This is a genomic window from Sneathiella litorea, assembly GCF_009882915.1.
GTDB classification, from domain to species: domain Bacteria; phylum Pseudomonadota; class Alphaproteobacteria; order Sneathiellales; family Sneathiellaceae; genus Sneathiella; species Sneathiella litorea.
Genome location: NZ_WTUW01000001.1, coordinates 1172261 through 1190468, shown reverse-complemented (window position 1 = coordinate 1190468; position 18208 = coordinate 1172261). Strand labels below are relative to the sequence as shown.

Genomic DNA, 18208 nt, shown 5'->3' with positions numbered 1-18208 from the left:
TACTTTTCATTTTCGTGACTATATGAGAAAACCTGTGTGCAAGTGCGAAAGGATTGCTTGCTAATCCCGCGATCAGCGTTATACTGCGCGCGCTTTTTACAAAGACGAAGAATATATCATGGAAATTCGGAACGTAGCTATTATCGCCCATGTTGATCATGGGAAGACAACCCTTGTGGATGGACTCTTGAAACAGAGCGGGACGTTCCGGGACAACCAGAATGTGGCCGAACGGGCCATGGACAGTAACGATCTGGAGCGTGAGCGCGGAATTACAATTCTCGCCAAATGCACCTCGGTCGAATGGGAAGGATATCGCCTTAATATTGTCGATACGCCAGGCCATGCCGATTTCGGCGGCGAGGTGGAGCGCATTCTCAGCATGGTCGACGGTGTCGTCGTCTTGGTGGACGCGGCCGAAGGGCCAATGCCGCAAACCAAGTTTGTAACGCAGAAAGCTCTCGGACTTGGCTTGAAACCAATTATTGTCATTAACAAGGCGGATCGCCCTGATGCCCGTTCAGATGAAGTGCTGGATGAATGCTTCGATCTTCTTGTCGCACTTGATGCAGATGAGGATCAGCTTGATTTCCCTGTACTTTATGCCTCCGCCAAGGAAGGTTGGGCTGTAACGGATTTATCCGAACCCAAGGAAAACCTCCATCCGCTTTTTGACCTGATCGTTAAACATGTGAAGGCACCTGAGGTTGACGAGAAAGCTCCCTTTCGTATGCTTGTCACGACGATTGAAGCCAACCCCTATCTTGGCCGCCTGCTAACAGGTCGTGTGGAAAGTGGCGTTCTCAAGACAAATGACCAGATCAAGGGGTTGAGCCGCAAGGGCGGCAAGATCGAGGATGCCCGTGCAACCAAGATCATGGCCTTTCGGGGACTAGAGCGTGAAATAATATCAGAAGCGCGGGCCGGAGATATTGTCTCCGTTGCGGGACTGTTTAAAACAACTGTTGCTGATACACTCGGAACACCTGAAGAGACCGAGCCACTTGATGCGCAGCCAATTGACCCACCAACAATCTCCATGACATTCGCAATCAATTCCTCACCACTCGCAGGGCGCGATGGCGACAAGGTACAGAGCCGGGTAATCCGCGCACGTCTCTTGAAAGAAATCGAGGGCAATGTGTCCATTCGCGTTGAAGATAGTGCGGATGCAGATGCTTATATTGTCTCAGGCCGCGGAGAATTACAGCTGGGCGTGCTAATCGAGACAATGCGCCGTGAAGGATTCGAATTATCCATCAGCCGCCCAAGAGTCCTGTTCCGCGAAGGTGAGAACGGCGAGACACTTGAGCCAATCGAAGAAGTTGTGGTTGATGTGGACGATGAGTTCTCTGGCGTTGTCGTCGAGAAAATTGCTCTTCGCAAAGGCGCGATGACCGATATGCGCCCCTCTGGTGGCGGCAAGACACGGATCACATTCCATTGCCCCACCCGCGGGCTTATTGGCTATCACGGCGAGTTTCTGACCGATACGCGTGGAACCGGTATTATGAACCGGCTTTTCCATTCCTATGTGCCCCATAAGGGAGAGATTCCCGGTCGGCGCAACGGTGTGCTGATTTCCAACTCAACAGGCAAGTCCGTGGCCTTCGCACTTTGGAACCTGGAAGCACGTGGTTTCTTCTTCGTCGGAAGTGGCATTGACGTCTATGAAGGCATGATCCTGGGCGAACATAACCGCCCCAATGATCTGGAAGTCAATGCGTTGAAGGCGAAGCAGCTGACCAACATCCGCGCCTCGGGAACTGATGAAGCAGTGCGTTTGACAACCCCACGCAAACTGAGCCTTGAACAAGCGATCGCCTATATCGACGATGACGAGCTGGTGGAGGTTACGCCGAATCACATCCGCCTGCGCAAGCGCCATCTTGATCCGCATGAGCGCAAGAAGGCTTCCCGAGAGAAGGTTGCCATCTAGTCTTCATCACTGAAGGTCGCAAGCAATTGCAACATCCTAAAATAAGGGTGGCGAATAAGTGCGTCTTGTGAAAACATACATCGATCAAAAGAATAACAAAAAACCAAACGAGGGTTGAGATGGCGTTGATTGATGTAATTGCCGAAGTTGCGGGTAAAGTCTGGAAAGTCGAAGCTGAAGTCGGACAAAAACTGGAAGAGGATGATGAAGTTGTCATTCTAGAAAGCATGAAAATGGAAATTCCGGTTGGGGCACCCGCTGATGGAACTCTCAAGGAAATTCTGGTTGGAGAAGGCGATGCTGTTGCAGAAGATCAGGTCATTGCACGTATAGAAGCCTGAAGACTCCCTAAAGTTACCCGGAAAAAAACGACCAGAACCCGGTCACCGGATCAGGAACAGTTTCTTCGCGAGCATGCCATTTATGGCCTGTGGCGTTGCGAAAGACAAACCAGAGATACGCCGCCTGTATAATCAGGAAATCGATGCTCGCGAAGATCAGCCGCGAACAGATCGCTCCTTGAAGGGAAACATCCAGAAGCGGCGTATCTGATGGCGAGGATATACCTAAACACAGGACCCCTGTGTTTAGGCGCTATCTTCCAAATGCTCTATAATGCTATTCATTTGACTACCCCTCTATTGTCACTCCAGGCCTTCCAGGGCCTCCTGGAGCAGGAGGTATACTTTACCCACATCAGCCGTAATAAAGGCGTCAGACAGCAACTCCGAATGATCGACGGACCCTGCCTCGGTCATGATTTCACGAAACTCTGACACATACTGATTGGCAAAACGGCGGAAATCACCATTGTCCCGATAACGCGCACGAATTTTGTCCGCATCGCGTGTTTTGAGAAGTTTCCGCGTAAAGATTCCCTTTTCTCCTTTTCGATAGCGGCGCCACAGCTCCTCGGAAAGGTTGCTGTCCATGATCCGGTTTAAATCGATGGTCAGGGAATTGAGGTTCTCCATAATGAAGGCAGTTGACTTCATGAACTGTTCATTGCGAATCTTGTTCTTCTTTTCGCTCAGGCGATCCGCTTCTTTCTTTGCCCGTGCCGCTGCAGTTGTCAGATTCGTGGTTTGCTGTTCAATTTTCTGCCCCGATAACAGCGCATCCTCCGCCGCCTTCTCCGCTGCGGATTTAAATGCTTCGCTTTCTTCCTTCAGAATGACCGCGGAATGATTAAGTGTATTTTCCACAAGTTTGACGGATTCAGCGAGTTTCTTATGCTGGCTTTCAAATTGTTCACCCAACGCCCGTGCACTTTCGTTGGCTTTATTGGTAAAGCGGATTAAATCTTCCGCCTTTCCGTGAAATAGATCCGCCGCCCCGGAGCCAGTTTCCTTCACCTGCTTGCCAGCCTCAGATATCTTTATTGTCACCCGGTCGAGGTCTTCATGAATATGACGGCGGGTATCATCAATTTCCATTTTGTGTTTTGCCAAAGCCTGATCTGCGTATTGAATACCCTTGATCATAAGTTCGCTGGCCTTCGCAAGCTCAACGGAGCGACGATGGAAACGCTCACTTGCTTCAGATGCCTGATCTACAGACTGGTCCAGCATGTAGGAGCGTTCGGACAAGGTTTTCTCGACAGTCTCCACCTGCTCGGTCAGTTGTCGGGCAATAGCGGAAAGAGCCAAAGTTTCCTGCTGGAGGATTTCCTCCATGGCTTCTGCATGATCTTTTGCGCGGACGGAAATATCAGCAAGTTCTTCCATATGCACCTTGGCCGAGCCGCTCGCTTCACTGATATTGGCAAGAGAAGAACGCGTGACCTCCGCAAGTCGGCTACCCCGGTTTTCAGCCTTGGAAGCGGCCATATTCAACTGCTCGATATGATCAGAAGCCTGATCACCCATCGCGCGCAACTCAGCGGAAGCTCGTTCTGCAGTCTTGGCAAGTTCCGCAGTTTGGGAATATGCTGCCTCACCCGATTGTCGTGCCTGCAACGTCGCCCGTTCTGCCGTGGCCATAAAGTCCTGATGATAGCGTATGGTTTCCTCGATCGCAGCGGCAAGCTTTCCTTTGGAATGATCGGCAGAAACACCAAGTTCTTTCTGCTGCTTGGTGAGTGCTTCACTGGCAGACACCAAAGTGCGCGACGCCTTGTCTGCGCTCACTTCAATCTCCGAGCCTTCACGGCGCAATTCCTCGCCTGCTTCGCGCATTTTCCCTGTAACCGCATCAGAAGTTTGCCGGAGCTCCTCCGCTTGTTGTTGCAAGCTTGTCCCGACCTCGGCAATCCGGCCTTTAGTATCGGTGCTGGCGTCATTAAGCAGCGTTACGTCCTTTTCAAGCCGTTCACTGATTTCCCGTGACATCTCCAGAATCTGCTGTGATGCCTGTTCAAAAACCGCGATCTGGTTCCGGAGTTGCTCCTGAATAAGGGTCGTCCGTGCGCCTGTTGCCTCGGAAGCGTCATTCAGGTTCATCGCATGGTTCGCCAGTTTTTCACCTAGCAGGTCGGCATTACGCAAGGACTTATCACCTGCGGCGTCAAGCAACTCCTTCCCATCACGGAGACTCTGGTCGATTGCCTGCAAACTGCGCCCTGTAGATTTCAAAACATCATCCAGCGCGACCGTCTCATCTTTAAGCTTCATGCTGTTGAGCAGCATTTGTTCCGTCATTTCACTGGTCTTGACGGCTAGGCCCTGCGTATTCTGTCGCAATACTTCGGCGGCCTCATTCGCACCGGTTTCAGCATCCTTCGCCACCTGTAATAAACCACCTTCGCGACTTTCGAGCTGATCCAGCGCCTTATCAACCTCATTAATGCTGTTTATCAAAGTGTTACGGAGCGCGTTAAGACGAGTAACCCCTTCATCGCTTGCAATGCTTAAATCGGTTGTACTTTGCAATAGAATATCGGCGGTCTTGGAGAGCTCGTTCGAGGAATTACGAGATATATTGGCAATTTCCTGTCCGCGTTCGCCAAGATGCGTAGTCCCATCCTCAAGTTTCTGGCGCAGTTCGTCCGCAGCAGCTTCAAGGCTCTTGATCTGCGCGCCAAGAGCGTCTTTTACCGCAGTGGTCTTTTCAAGTGTCTGGGTTGCGCTTACAAAGATTTTCTCACTGGTATCGCCAAGAATTTGGGTGATATCCTTGGATTTCTCATCGGCAGCACGAATAGCATTCTCAAGCGCCGCGATCTGCGCCGCTAGCGCATCTTGAACGGCCTTGCTGCGATCTTCCGTTTCACTGGCCGCGCTATGGAGGCTACTGGTTTGCAGCGTTATGGCGTCATTAAGACGGGTACCCTGCTCATTAATCTTATCAATTAGTACGGTAATCTGCCGTTCGCGGCTTTCAAGTTCATCTTTTATCCGATCAGAGGTTTTAACTAGCCCATCTGTTACAGAGCTGGCCGCATTCCCCTGCTTTTCCAAGCGATCAGAGGCATCTTCAATGCGACTGGCGGCCTTCTCAGTACTTTCCTGCACGGATTTTGATTGACGCTCCAGCGTTGCAGTCAGTCGTGCAACACGAACCTCGGCGTCCGCACTCGGGTACCCGAGATTGGCCATAAGCTGGTCAAGGGCATTGCCTTTCAGGCGCGCCTCAAGTCCGCGATAAAAATAGCCGAGCAATAACCAGAGAAAGGCAAGCGGTGCGAAAGCACCAAGAAACATGATTCCAAGATCAAAAGGAGCAACCTGCAGAATATCGGGCCAGCCGATTCTTGTATAGACAAACGCGCCAACCGCAACAAGCCACACCAATGTCAAAAGAACACCGATACCGAACAGCCAGGTGGCACCGGATAACCCCTTATTTTTCGTTGGTTTTTGCGACATAACGCCTGTCTTCGCGACGGGCTTACTCTCGCCGCTGCGAATTTGAACATTCTGATGTTTTTGCAACATCACCCCTCTCCTACTAAACAATCAGAGAAGGGTTCCGCAAAAGCTTCGCTGCGTCAAGTTTTCTGATTAACGGAACCCCTCCTGAATCTGGAAACCCTTTAAAAAACGATCACTTGATAACACCGGCATTACGCAGGTCATCTATGGCGGCATCGGCAATTCCCCAGTCCCGCATCGCCTCCACCGTATGCTCCCCCGGCAGGCAGGGCGGGCTCTGGATAGACGCCTCAGTCCGGCTGAAACGCGGAGCCGGCGCGGGCTGAACTATACCTTCATACTCGACAAAGGTCTTCCGGTGAGTGTTATGCGGATGCTGCGTCGCCTCCATAATGGACAGGACAGGTGCATAGCAAACATCCGTTCCCAGCATTATTTCATCCCACTCATCACGTGTTTTCGTCTTGAAAATCTCCGTCAGGCGCGCCTTCAGGATTGGCCAGCTTTTGGGATCCGTCTGTGGGGGCAGATCTTCTTTGTCGAGGCCAGTGCGCTCTAGCAACTCCTTATAAAACTTTGCCTCAATAGAGCCGAGCGAGATATATTTACCGTCTGCCGTCTCGTAGACCTCATAATAATGGGTGCCTGTATCGAGCAAATTGACGCCACGCTCATCTTTCCAGTTGCCCCCCGCCATCAAGCCAAAGAATATTGTCATCAGAGAGGCCGCGCCATCGACCATCGCGGTATCAACGACCTGTCCTTTTCCTGATTTTTGAGCTTCAAGAATACCACAAACAAGACCAAGCGCGAGATACAGCGCACCGCCGCCAAAATCTCCAACAAGGTTGAGCGGGGGAACAGGGGTCTCACCTTTCCGCCCGATTGCATGCAGCACACCGGAAAGAGCAATATAATTGATATCATGCCCTGCCGCTTTCGCCATCGGGCCATCCTGCCCCCAACCTGTCATCCGTCCGTATACAAGCTTCGGATTGCGTTTCAAGGCCTCCTCCGGACCCAATCCCATGCGTTCCATCACGCCAGGACGAAACCCCTCAATGAGTCCATCAGCCTGTTCGATCAGTTTAAGTACAACCTCACGCCCCGCTTCGCTTTTAGTATCTACAGCGATAGAGCGCCGACTGCGCATCAACAGGCTATTACGGGAGCTGGGCATACTGCCAAGACCAGGATCCGACAGCCGATCAATACGAACAATGTCGGCACCGAGATCCGCAAGCAGCATCGCACACATCGGACCAGGGCCAATCCCGCCCATTTCAACAATTTTATATCCAGCTAATGGTCCCATTATTTTTCCCTTTTTATTATGTTAGACCGAGATAATTGCCGTCAATTTACACCTTTCCGGTTTGAACTGTCATCCCCTAAAGTTGCAACGGTTCAGGCCGTCTTTGCAAATACAGAGATATTAGCAAGGCGGCGGCACAACTCCCAGCCATGAAAAAATAGGCATGCCCTGCAAAGCCTTCATAAAGGTACCCGGAGAAAAACAGACCGCCGCCCATGATCAGCCCAAGAGAAATAGCGGAATAGAGCCCCTGCGCGCGCGCCGAAACCTCGAGAGGTAGCTCTTCCATGATATAGCGCATGGCACCAAGGTGGGTGGCCACAAAAGTGACCCCATGAAGCATCTGGATCAGGATAAGAACAGGAATATCCGGCGCAAAGCCCATAACTGCCCACCTTATCATTCCGGAAGTACCGCCGAGGATTATAAGATGTATGGGACTAAAGGATTTGAATAAATATCGGGCACAGGCAAATAGAATAATTTCAACGATCACCCCTTCAGCCCAGAGAAATCCAATGGTCGCATCACTAATTCCCTGCGTTTGCCAATGAAGTGTTCCTGCTGCGTAAAGGACGGAATGGCTTCCCTGGATGAGGCCCGCCGCCAAAAGAAAAACCAAGAATGGCGGGCATTTTAGCAGGCGACGAAGCCCCTTCTTGCTTTTATCACCCCGGGTCACTTCTATTTCGGGAAGCAGCAGACAGCATAGAAACAAAAGAAGGTAGGCGGCAGAAAGCATGGCTGGGATATAGTCAGGTGACAGGCCGGCTAGGAGTTGGCCGCCAAAAAATGACCCCACGATAAAGGATATCGAGCCCCATAGCCGGATGCGTGGATAGTCTATATTTCGAGTTAGACCAAGGGTAAGAACCAGATTGTCGCCAAGCGCGGTAAAAGATGAAATAAAAATACCAATTGAAAGAGCCACGCAGAAAATCTGCATAAAGCCGTCAACAAGGAAGTATAGCTGAAAGAGGGCGAAGCAAATCAGCGACATAATCACCAGTGGTGCCCGCCGCCGACCAAGGTGATCTGAAAGGGACGCAATTATTGGGGTAAACAGTATCTTTGACCAGACAGGTGCCGAAAGGACAATGCCAATTTCTTCCGCGGTTAATCCCTTGTAGGAAAGCCAGACCGGCCAGAAAGGCAATTGAAACCCGATAATAAGAAACAACGCGATGTAAAAAGGCGCAAGTCGCAGAGATACCAAAAAATCGTCGGACGGTAACAGTGGCACGAAAGGCGCCTTTCGGCTATCAGAGAGAATTCATTCCTAGTTGCACGGATCCATTCTGTAAAGCGGCAGGATTTATTACGGGGATAAATATTTGCCTGCCAGGATATTCTCTGTCTTAATCGGCGCGTTAGAATTTGCCTTTATTCATACGAAGGGCGCGACGGACGTAATAGATGGAACTGGCAGTTCAATAGAAAACTTTTAGGCGACTAGATAGAGATTAGTGAATAAAGACAATGGATAAAGTAAATGAGAATATCGAGACCGTCTCGGTCTGGATCGACATCGCTACCGATTTCGCTACGGAATATGGCTTTCAGATATTAGGTGCCATAGTCTTCTTGCTGATCGGCCTGGTGGTCATTAACTGGATTGGCAATCGTCTTATAACCTTTGCCCAGTTAAAGAATATTGATGTCACTCTCTCCCAATTTCTGGGAAGCGTTGTCAAGGCTGTGCTGATTGTTCTCCTGATTATTATCACTTTGGGGAATTTCGGAGTGAGCATTGCTCCGCTGATTGCACTTGCAGGTGCCGTCACTTTCGGCGCAACCCTCGCCCTGCAGGGACCAATATCCAATTTCGGCGCAGGTATTGCCATTATCCTGACCCGCCCTTTCGTTATTGGTAATGTCATCACAGTCCAGGGAGTAAGTGGGGTTGTCGACCGGATCACGCTTGGCATTACTTTTCTTACCGGCGAGGACGGAGAGCGGATCGCTGTGCCGAATAAGGAAATTGTCGGACAGGTTATCGTTAATTCCATGGAAGTTCGGATAGTCGAGAGCAACTTTTGCATTGCGGCCGATGTCGACCCTAACCGCGTTATCAAGCTGGTGCAAGAAGCCGTTACCAAGGTTATCGGAGATGAGAATACCCAGCCACCACAGGTCGGTATCCAGGACTTCACTTATGGCGGACTTGTCATCGGCACACGTGTCTGGGTTCCGGGTCTCCAGTATTTTGAAGATCGCTACGTAATAAACGCCGCAATTTATGGCGCGTTACATGAGAACGGTATTAAACTAATGAAATTCGACGGGACGAGCCTTGCCCTGCCCCCGTTGAACGCAGATACCAACCCCGCAACGCCACCGCCTGTTTAATAAAAACCCGGTACAATGTGAATCTTCACAAGTAAGCCAGAATTCTGGTAACATCTATATATGCTCCTCGGTAAGTGGGGCCGCAAAGGGAACAGGGATCAGATCAAATGAAATTTGTATTAATATTAAGTGCCGCTTTCCTCCTGTTAGGATGCGCGAATTTTTCGGTTGAGAACCCCAATCCCTACAGCGTTTACAATTACAGTTATTCTGACTGTTGCCAGCAAGGCAACCGACCTCGTCCATAAAAAGTAATTAATAAAGAGGACAAACTTATGCCTGAACTCAAGCTCGCGCATGCATTTGATATGCAGCTCTCCGTCAAGTCGCCTATTGTCGACCTTGGCAAGACACCGCAGGGCGGACGGTTAATTGCCGAAGTTACCGGTGGCACTGTAGAAGGTCCAATGCTGAATGGACACATACAAAGTGGTGGCGCAGACTGGCTTCTGGTGCGAGATGATGGCGTTATGCAACTTGACGTCCGCATAACCATTGAGACTGAAGACGGCGGGCTTATCTATGCCCGATATGAAGGCCTTCGCCATGGACCAAAAGAAGTTATGGAAAAATTGGCAAGAGGAGAAGCAATCGACCCCAGTCAGTTTTACTTCCGTATCATGCCGCGTTTCGAAACCTCAGCTGCCTCCCACCTATGGCTTAATAAGTACCTCTTCCTCGGTACGGGAGAACGCAATAGTCAGGGACCAAAATATAGCGTCTTTAAAGTCGAATAAATATATCGCCTCTATTCACAGGATCCATCCCAGGGAATGCTCACAAATACGGTTTTGCCGTTGATACCGGGAAAATCCTGGAACAAGGCATCCAATACCTCGTCAAACACACCGGTAAGCGTCGGGCATCGTCCAGCAGACTGCGCGCGGCCTTCATATACTCGTACAGGGTTGGGGGAGTTCTTCGTCTTACCTTCAACAATATCAATCGCGATGAACCGGTTATATTCGACCCAGGTTTGCGTGTTATAGGTTCGCCCGATTGAGCCGCCATAATAAGGCCCACTGCCGCCATATACGCCAAGCCCCAAGCCTCCGAACATAGGAGAAGAGGTGGTTGTTGACCGCGGTTCAGTTCCGTCCACACCATAGGAGACATAGGCGATATAGTCCGGATCAGGCGACTCCTCCTGAACAACAAACCCGACCAAACGGAGCTTGTCAGCTATTTTCGGCCGGTAATTCAAGAATTCAAGGCTCGATTCTTTGGCCTCCGGATGAGCGCGTATAACAATATTCTTCCCCTTGATACCGGCAAGATCCGGCGTAAAAAAGGATGTGACATTTGCTTCTACCGTCGGATTGGCGCATGCAGTCAAAAGCATGCCGGCGATTAGTAAGACAAAGAACTTCATAAATTTACTCCAACAGGTTCCTGAATGGAATCTTCATTTAATATTGTTCACGGAGTGGTCTCAATCAATATGAGCTTGCCAAATTGCCCGGATTTTTATTGGTATAGTCGACTGCAGTATTAACCATGAATGGCAATTATTTTTACTTTGATTCAAATTTTATATACAATTTCTGGGTGACTTTTTGAAACGTCCGAGTCACCCCGCAATAAATATGCAGGGACGATTGCAAAGAATAAATGCCAGCCTCCACTGGCGGCAAAAAGAGGTTGGCAGTCGAATCTTCATATTAACCTATTGATATATTTAAAAATCAGGACGTAGTGAAGGCAAACACAAGAATGAATGTAGATCTTATTGGCAAGCCAGCATTCCTGACAGACATCAAGTATGGTGATTTGTTTTACACACAGATCGGAGAGCGGATTTATCCCTGCATCAAGACATTTTTGGTCAAGGATGATGCGGAAATCATCGATAATGTCGTATCATTCATGCCATCGGAAAGGGACAAGTCCCATCTTCCCCGATTGCTGGAAGAACGCAATCTGACTGCCAAAACCGCCTACCGTGTTTCCTCACCGATCTTTCGCCCCCTCATTGCGGAGAGTGCGTTACTTATGGATGTCGAGTACTGGCCCAAGCCAGGTATCGTCATTGAGAGTTCAGATGCGACATATCTGACAGTTAAAGCTGGCCCGTTGCCTCACAAGCTGATGTACCTCAATGTTAATACCGGTGAATTGCTTACAACACCGCCAAAGGCACCTTCCGTCTTTGTCATGGAATGGAAAATTGTTCTTCACCAAGGAAGCGTGGAACAAACGCTGCTTCGCTTTCCACTTGGCAGCCCGACCTTACTCAAGAACGCAGCGGCACAATAAACCAAGTGATAACGTAAAATCGAAACGACCGCGTCGGCTCGTTTTGCTGTCTTGCTAAATATATCTCAATGTCTTGGGAATGGTGGGCGTAACAAGATTCGAACTTGTGACCTCTGCGATGTCAACACAGCGCTCTAACCAACTGAGCTATACGCCCGTATCTCCGCATCATTTGCGGCGGGAATTGGCGACTTATAATCCGCTGTGAAGACCATTGCAAGCCCTATCTAGATCAAGCCCCGGATAAAGAAAATTTTCAATGGGATCAGGATATGGCTCGGTCATCCAGGGCGTTCCGTACAGCCTCGACAAGGGAATTAAGATGAAATGGTTTCGAGAGAACCTTACTAACACCATCTATGGTATCCAGTGCCTCCATCGCCACCGCTGAAAAGCCGGTTATAAAGATGACCGGCAGGCTCGGATCTTTGTCCCGAGCGTGACGGGCAAGCTCAATTCCGTTCATCCCCGGCATCACAAGGTCGGAGATCAAGATGTCTACCTGCCCCGCGCCAAGCGCCGGCAATGCATCTTCTCCATCGCTGAAGGCGAGAACCTCATGCCCGGCATTTTCCAGGCTACGCGCCAAAAAAGGCCTCAAATTTTCATCATCTTCAGCAAGCAAAATACGCGCCATGGAAAAATCTACATAATTGTCATTCAAATACAAGTCGGAGTTAGAGTATACTATCCAAATGCTGCTGGCAAAATGAGCCGTAAAAAATTTTAAACTGGCACGACAGGTGAGCAACTCAATCATGGTGGCATTTGCATCCCCAGTAAAGATTAGTTGGCCCAAGGAATGGCGGGTTCCGTTCGTTTTTTCTTCACCGCATAGTGGCCGTAATTATCCAACGGACTTCGTTGAAAGCTCAATGCTGGATTTTAACCGGCTGCGCCAGTCAGAAGATTTTCTGGTCGACGAATTATTTGCATGCGCGCCCGATTATGGCGCTCCTCTAATTTGCGCAGACTTCCCCCGTGCCTACTGTGATGCCAACCGCGAAGCCTTTGAGCTTGACCCGCAAATGTACAAGACCCCCTTGCCTGACTATGTAGTGTCGGCCAGTCCACGCCTGGCAAGCGGTATTGGCACTATTCCGAAAGTTGTTGGCGTGGGTCAGGAAATTTATGGCGGCAAACTAGACTTTGAAGAAGCCCAACGGCGTATAAACGAATGTTATTTTCCTTATCATCACGCGCTTCGCCAACTTCTGGACGAAGGCCGGAAAAAGTTTGGGTCTATCTTTTTGCTCGATTGCCATTCCATGCCTGAGGCTTTCCCTGCGAGAACTGGTATGCGTTTAGGGATCAAAGGGCAACGACCGGATATTGTTCTTGGCAATCGGTATGGAACTTCCTGTGGACTGAATCTTTTTAAAGAGACATTCACAAGACTTGAGAGTTATGGCTATCATGTCGGCCAGAACTCTCCCTATGCTGGCGGGTATATCACATCTCATTACGGCGATCCCGACAGAAATATCCATGCTCTTCAGATTGAGATAAACCGTGCACTTTATATGAACCAGAGAACCCTGGAGCCAACGGAAGGCTTCAACATTCTAAAAAACTCAATCGCAGGACTTGTGCGAGATATGAGCTCGGATTACAGCTCCTTGCGAACGGCTTAACGCTGATGAACAAACAGATTACCACAATTGTGCGGCCATCAACGGCTGAAGATATTGCCCCTATCGCCGATATCTACGCGACAAGCGTCTTGACGGGTTTCGGCACTTTTGAAATTGAACCTCCGACCATCATGGAGATGACGGCCCGCCGGAATGTTATCCTGGAGCAACAACTTCCGTATCTAATTGCAGAGCAGAACGAGCAGGTTGCTGGCTTTGCCTATGCAGGCCTATATCGCCCCCGGCCCGCCTATCAGAATACAGTGGAAAATTCCGTTTACGTCCGGGAGGGAATGCAGGGAAATGGAGTTGGGAAAGCCCTTCTTTCCGCGCTGATTAAAGAATGCCGAAACGCTGGCAAAAATCAAATGGTCGCAGTCATAGGGGATTCAGGCAACCGGGGATCAATAGGGCTACATCGCAGTCTCGGGTTTCGCCTTGTCGGCATTCTGGAAGCTGTTGGCTACAAGCATGGTCGCTGGGTGGATACGGTGATAATGCAAAAAAACCTGATTGAAGAATAAAAACTGGCGCGACATTTGCTTCTCCTGGATCAGGAGGAAGTTAATGCGTATTATAATCTGGTCTGTGGTTTTTATTTTGTTAGCTTTGGAAATACCGGCATCAAATGCTGCCAGTGTCATTGCAAAAGCCCCTGAACACGCTGAAACCTGCGGTAAAGCCGTGACAGCGGCTGAGCGCGAGCAGCGTCTGCCCAAGCGGCTTTTGACCGCTGTTTCTTTAACCGAGAGCGGACATTGGCACAAGGAGAAGCAGGAAATGATTGCCTGGCCCTGGACCGTTTATGCCGAGGGGCGAGGACGATATCTGCCGAGCAAGTCCGCAGCCATTGAGGAAGTAAAGTCCCTACAGGCGAAAGGCGTCAAAAACATTGATGTCGGATGTATGCAGGTCAACCTTCATTACCACCCGGAAGCCTTTGAGGATCTGGATGCCGCACTCGACCCCAGGCAGAACACGCAATATGCCGCAAAACTCCTCAAAAGCCTAAGAGAGGAAAGCCGGTCCTGGAACATTGCAATCGCTCATTACCATTCGCGTACCCAAAAATATAATGTCCCGTATCGACAAAAAGTTCTGAAAATATGGCAAAAGGAACGGCGTAAGGATACAGAGGCCAGAATGTCCGCGGCGCGCGAAGCTTACCGGCTGAAACGGGAGCAGCTTGCAGATCGTATTAAGGAGGCAAGCCAGCGGCGTTTTACCGAGGAGAATAAACAGAAATTAGCGGCAGCACCGGCTTCATAATCCGAAACTAGAGGGCACCTTCCCATTTGCGCAATGCCTCCTTCCGCTCAAGACCCCAACGGTATCCATGCAGCTTACCATCCGTACCAATTACCCGATGGCAGGGAACGATGAGCGAAACCGGGTTCGTCGCACAGGCCCGCCCCACCGCCCGCACGGATTTCGGAGCCCCTAAATCTTCAGCAAGCTCACGATAGGTTCGCGTCTTGCCCGGTCCGATCTGGAGCAACGCCTGCCAAACTCGCCGCTGAAAGGCGGTACCATACATATCAAGGGGAATTTCCGGCAGCGCGGCAGACGACTCTTGTAGAAATTCCACTATCGCCTTGGTCCAGTTGGCAAGCAGGCCAATATCGGCAGCAATCTCGGCGCGGGGAAATTCGAGATTGAGTTCAGTGACAAGCGCTTCCTCATCATTGCCAAAATAGATCGCGCAGACACCATGACGTGTGCCGGCAACCAGCATCAGGCCAAGAAAGCACTCGGCAAAAGCATAAGCAATTTCGGCCCCTTCCCCACCCTTTGCGTAAGATGCGGGGGTCATGCCAAATCGTGCATGAGCCTTTTCATAGAGACGGGATGCGGACCCGAAACCCGCGCCATAAGACGCTTCCGAGATACTTTCTCCGGCCTTAACATTTGCCTTGAACGCAATCGTCCGATAGTTGTCGTAATATTCCATCGGGGAAATGCCGAGTATTTTCTTAAAACTGCGGGAAAGATGATCCTCACTATATCCCGTTTCACTCGCTAACCAGCCAAGCGCAAGTTTTTCGCCTGTTTGCTCTTTGATATGCTGTTGGATTAACTGACATATCTGACGGGTCAGGGAGAGGCTGGGATCAGCAATTTTTACCAAGTCGGGCCGACAACGACGACAGGCACGAAAACCTTCGACTTCTGCTATATCCGGCAACTCAAAAAAGCGAATATTTTCCGGCTTGGGGTTACGCGCGGGACAGGAGGGACGGCAATAGATACCTGTTGTTTTCACACCATAGACAAATTTTCCGTCCGCTTGCTTGTCGCGGCTCATGACGGCATTCAGTCTTGCATCATTCGTCATTTTCTTTATCCATCTCAATCTATATTGAGAGGTAATCTAGACAATTCATTGCTTGCCGACTATCCGATTTCCGCGATGAAATTACCTTCGCGGCAGACTGGTTCAGGTTGCAGTTTCCTCCAGTTTAGGCTCCTGTTCTGTTTCGTCCTTTTCGGAATGTTTACGGCGTATAATGATATCGCCATTATCATTCATTATCGGGGCTTCGTACTGCGGAATAGATCCGATAAATGCTCCCAAGGCGTCCATTAGCTTCGTTATACCCTGAAGCGCCAGGTTTTCCGGGTTATCTTTCTGCTCATCAGCGAAAGCTGGCGGAGCGAGAGTGAGAAAAACTGTTGCCGCTGAAGCCAAAATAACCTGTTTCATCGCATAATCCTCTGGCATGGTTTATAAGCCTGATCCCTTTAATGTAGGTAATTCCATGGTAAATACACTGGTTTATCATAATATATTCGGCTCACAGGGTATTAGAAGCTTGGGAAAAGGGTTTTAGGTTGTTTGATCTTGTCATCATGGTGGATTGGTCCGCAGCGGCCTCACCCGGACCGGCCTCACCCTCAGCAGACAGGTGCTGGATCGCCTGGGCTGATAGCGCAACCCACTCCGATGCAGAGTATTTTCGGACCCGCTCCGCCTGCATGAAGCGTATTCATGAATTACTCACAAGTCATGAAGGTCCAGCCTGCGTCGGCTTTGATTTTCCATTCGGTTATCCGAGCGGCAGTGGACTTGGTGGAGGGCGTAACGCGGCTTCACGCATTGCACTTGATCTGGTCTCAGATAGCACGGACAGGAACAACCGTTTTGAGGTTGCTGCAAGTTTCAATAGAGCCATATCTGGCAGATCCGGGCCTTTTTGGGGGTGCCCGGCTACCGCCGCTTCTGACTACCTTACAACTAAAAAGCCTGATTTTATTCATGACAAGTTTGAGGAATGGCGCGTCGTTGAAAAATTTCTCCGGAACGAAAGGAAGGAACATTCAATCTCCACCGTCTGGAAGCTATATACCGTCGGCTCCGTAGGCAGTCAGTCCCTTACAGGCCTAAAAGAACTCAATGATCTTGCCCACTTACCTGATCTGGCACATCGTGTAAAATTCTGGCCGTTTGAGACAAACTGGGAAGCTGACTTAAGCGGCATCATCCTCACAGAAATCTGGCCAAGCCTCAATGGCCATAAACTCTATGACCATCCTATCAAGGATGCCCGGCAAGTTTTAGCCTGCAGGGATTGGCTGCTGGATAAAATTACCTTAGGGGCTGCGCAGGAGGCCTTTGCCGCACCTGATTGGCTAACTCCGTTAGAAGAAAAAAAATGCCGGATTGAAGAAGGTTGGATCTTAGGCGTCCGGTAAAACTTCCCGGAGTAACTCCGCCTTGGTAGATTTAAATCCGGAAGCAATCCAGTGCACCTCCATTTTTCTTAACAGGTTACCAAGCTCGGCGCCCTCTGCAATTCCATGGCTTAGGAGATCGCTGCCAGTAACGGGAAGTTGGGGAGCCTGCCAGCTTGCCGCTTCCAAAAGATAGGAGCTTAGGTCCTTGCCCGCTCCAATTTGCGCCCAAAGCATCATCACCTGATCCTCAAACCCCTTTTTCCCCAGTTGATAGAGAGCCTCCCTAAGCTCTTGAACTGACATATTCTCTTTTACGTCGCCGGCACACATTACGGCGAGCCTCTGCTTCTGGTTGTTGGAAAAGCGGAGCTTATTGGCGAGTTTCAAAACATCGTCCATCTGGACACAAAGGAGTGCCGCAAAACGCTGCAGCGCATCACTCGGAACTTCAAGAGATAGCAGTAACCGCAACATAGATAGATCCGGCTTTCTTCCAATAATAGCCTCAAGAACACCCGTTTCTTCCATTAGATCCAGTGCTGCAACAGGATTTTGGGTATCGAGAAGTAGCATCAACTCTTTCTGCACCCGTTCCACCGACAGGGTATCCAGTTGTCCAGCCGCTCTCGCGCAGGCATGCAGGGCATGTTGGTCCGGATTATCATCACCAAATCGGGCAAAGAAACGAAAGAAGCGCAAGACACGCAATCTGTCTTCACGGATCCGATCGTCCGCGTTACCGATAAAACGAATATGGCTCATCTTCAGGTCTGCGAGACCACCGACCGGATCTATCAACTCCCCTTCTGGGTCAAGATACAGCGCATTAATGGTAAAATCCCGTCGCTCCGCATCTCGCTCCCAATCGCGGGTAAAGGCAATATCGGCATGGCGGCCATGGCCAACCAGATCGACCCGCAAGGTTGTAATCTCGAAATGGCGCTTATTCAGAACGGCTGTTATCGTACCGTGATCAAGACCCGTCGGAAGCGCTAAAATATTCGCCCGTTCAAGCCCCTGAATAACGGAACCAGGCAGCAGGTCAGTCGCGATATCAATATCTTCTGTGGCAAGGCCTAGCAGCGCATCACGAACGCACCCGCCCACAAAACGCGCGCTACCGCCTTCATTTCTCAAGGCATTAATAACTGCCTTGGTCTCTGGCCAACGCCACCAAGCGGGGGGATGCGCGACAATATCGGTAAGCATCCGACCATTTGGCATTCTG

General features: G+C 50.1%; 17 protein-coding genes and 1 tRNA gene. 9 read left to right on the top strand and 9 right to left on the bottom strand.

Annotation, left to right across the window (positions count from 1 at the left end; genetic code table 11):
* Positions 1 to 118 precede the first annotated feature (118 nt).
* Both typA and GQE98_RS05730 read left to right on the top strand, forming a co-directional pair.
* Positions 119 to 1939, top strand: coding sequence for a translational GTPase TypA (gene typA, locus GQE98_RS05735; RefSeq protein WP_161314659.1), 1821 nt, complete (start codon positions 119 to 121; stop codon positions 1937 to 1939).
* Between the two features lie 83 nt (positions 1940 to 2022).
* Positions 2023 to 2280, top strand: coding sequence for an acyl-CoA carboxylase biotin carboxyl carrier protein subunit (locus GQE98_RS05730; RefSeq protein ID WP_343044163.1), 258 nt, complete (start codon positions 2023 to 2025; stop codon positions 2278 to 2280).
* A 303-nt stretch (positions 2281 to 2583) separates the two neighbouring features.
* Here the strand turns inward: GQE98_RS05730 and GQE98_RS05725 are convergent, their stop codons facing one another.
* The 3 genes from GQE98_RS05725 to GQE98_RS05715 form a co-directional block, all read right to left on the bottom strand.
* Positions 2584 to 5814 carry a hypothetical protein gene (locus GQE98_RS05725; RefSeq protein ID WP_161314657.1) on the bottom strand — a complete coding sequence of 1077 codons (3231 nt, stop codon included), beginning with the start codon at positions 5812 to 5814 and terminating at the stop codon, positions 2584 to 2586.
* A 109-nt stretch (positions 5815 to 5923) separates the two neighbouring features.
* Positions 5924 to 7066, bottom strand: a complete 1143-nt coding sequence (locus tag GQE98_RS05720) for a CaiB/BaiF CoA transferase family protein (protein ID WP_161314656.1) — start codon at positions 7064 to 7066, stop codon at positions 5924 to 5926.
* A 76-nt stretch (positions 7067 to 7142) separates the two neighbouring features.
* Positions 7143 to 8309: an MFS transporter gene (locus GQE98_RS05715; protein ID WP_161314655.1), complete on the bottom strand. Its 1167-nt coding sequence runs from the start codon at positions 8307 to 8309 to the stop codon at positions 7143 to 7145.
* 236 nt (positions 8310 to 8545) lie between these two features.
* On the opposite strand from GQE98_RS05715, the gene GQE98_RS05710 reads away from it, so the two are divergent.
* Together GQE98_RS05710 and GQE98_RS05705 are read left to right on the top strand one after the other, a co-directional pair.
* On the top strand, positions 8546 to 9415 hold the full coding sequence (locus GQE98_RS05710) for a mechanosensitive ion channel family protein (RefSeq protein WP_161314654.1): 870 nt from the start codon (positions 8546 to 8548) through the stop codon (positions 9413 to 9415).
* A 275-nt stretch (positions 9416 to 9690) separates the two neighbouring features.
* Positions 9691 to 10152, top strand: coding sequence for a DUF3237 domain-containing protein (locus GQE98_RS05705; protein ID WP_161314653.1), 462 nt, complete (start codon positions 9691 to 9693; stop codon positions 10150 to 10152).
* Between the two features lie 11 nt (positions 10153 to 10163).
* On the opposite strand, the gene GQE98_RS05700 is transcribed toward GQE98_RS05705, so the two are convergent.
* Positions 10164 to 10787 (bottom strand): DUF4136 domain-containing protein, encoded by a 624-nt coding sequence (locus tag GQE98_RS05700; protein WP_161314652.1) that lies wholly within the window; start codon positions 10785 to 10787, stop codon positions 10164 to 10166.
* Positions 10788 to 11128: 341 nt separating this feature from the next.
* Here GQE98_RS05700 and GQE98_RS05695 point away from each other — a divergent pair, with 341 nt between their 5' ends.
* Positions 11129 to 11671 carry a hypothetical protein gene (locus tag GQE98_RS05695; RefSeq protein WP_161314651.1) on the top strand — a complete coding sequence of 181 codons (543 nt, stop codon included), beginning with the start codon at positions 11129 to 11131 and terminating at the stop codon, positions 11669 to 11671.
* An 80-nt stretch (positions 11672 to 11751) separates the two neighbouring features.
* On the opposite strand, the gene GQE98_RS05690 is transcribed toward GQE98_RS05695, so the two are convergent.
* Positions 11752 to 11828 (bottom strand) — tRNA-Val (locus tag GQE98_RS05690).
* A gap of 108 nt (positions 11829 to 11936) precedes the next feature.
* Entirely contained in the window at positions 11937 to 12308 is a 372-nt protein-coding gene (locus GQE98_RS05685) for a response regulator (protein WP_161314650.1), read from the bottom strand.
* 106 nt (positions 12309 to 12414) lie between these two features.
* On the opposite strand from GQE98_RS05685, the gene GQE98_RS05680 reads away from it, so the two are divergent.
* Genes GQE98_RS05680 through GQE98_RS05670 form a run of 3 tightly spaced genes read left to right on the top strand, consistent with a single transcriptional unit; the run spans position 12415 to position 14574 of the window.
* Positions 12415 to 13305, top strand: coding sequence for an N-formylglutamate amidohydrolase (locus GQE98_RS05680; protein ID WP_161314649.1), 891 nt, complete (start codon positions 12415 to 12417; stop codon positions 13303 to 13305).
* Between the two features lie 5 nt (positions 13306 to 13310).
* Entirely contained in the window at positions 13311 to 13829 is a 519-nt protein-coding gene (locus tag GQE98_RS05675) for a GNAT family N-acetyltransferase (protein ID WP_161314648.1), read from the top strand.
* Positions 13830 to 13872: 43 nt separating this feature from the next.
* A complete protein-coding gene (locus tag GQE98_RS05670; protein ID WP_161314647.1) occupies positions 13873 to 14574 on the top strand; it encodes a transglycosylase SLT domain-containing protein in 702 nt (233 codons plus the stop codon).
* Between the two features lie 7 nt (positions 14575 to 14581).
* Here the strand turns inward: GQE98_RS05670 and GQE98_RS05665 are convergent, their stop codons facing one another.
* Together GQE98_RS05665 and GQE98_RS05660 are read right to left on the bottom strand one after the other, a co-directional pair.
* Positions 14582 to 15640: a bifunctional transcriptional activator/DNA repair enzyme AdaA gene (locus GQE98_RS05665; RefSeq protein WP_161314646.1), complete on the bottom strand. Its 1059-nt coding sequence runs from the start codon at positions 15638 to 15640 to the stop codon at positions 14582 to 14584.
* A 102-nt stretch (positions 15641 to 15742) separates the two neighbouring features.
* On the bottom strand, positions 15743 to 16009 hold the full coding sequence (locus tag GQE98_RS05660; RefSeq protein WP_161314645.1) for a hypothetical protein: 267 nt from the start codon (positions 16007 to 16009) through the stop codon (positions 15743 to 15745).
* A gap of 128 nt (positions 16010 to 16137) precedes the next feature.
* On the opposite strand from GQE98_RS05660, the gene GQE98_RS05655 reads away from it, so the two are divergent.
* Positions 16138 to 16998: a hypothetical protein gene (locus GQE98_RS05655; RefSeq protein WP_161314644.1), complete on the top strand. Its 861-nt coding sequence runs from the start codon at positions 16138 to 16140 to the stop codon at positions 16996 to 16998.
* Here the strand turns inward: GQE98_RS05655 and GQE98_RS05650 are convergent.
* Entirely contained in the window at positions 16984 to 18204 is a 1221-nt protein-coding gene (locus tag GQE98_RS05650; protein WP_161314643.1) for a CCA tRNA nucleotidyltransferase, read from the bottom strand. The two genes, GQE98_RS05655 and GQE98_RS05650, sit on opposite strands and share 15 nt — an antisense overlap.
* Positions 18205 to 18208 lie beyond the last annotated feature (4 nt).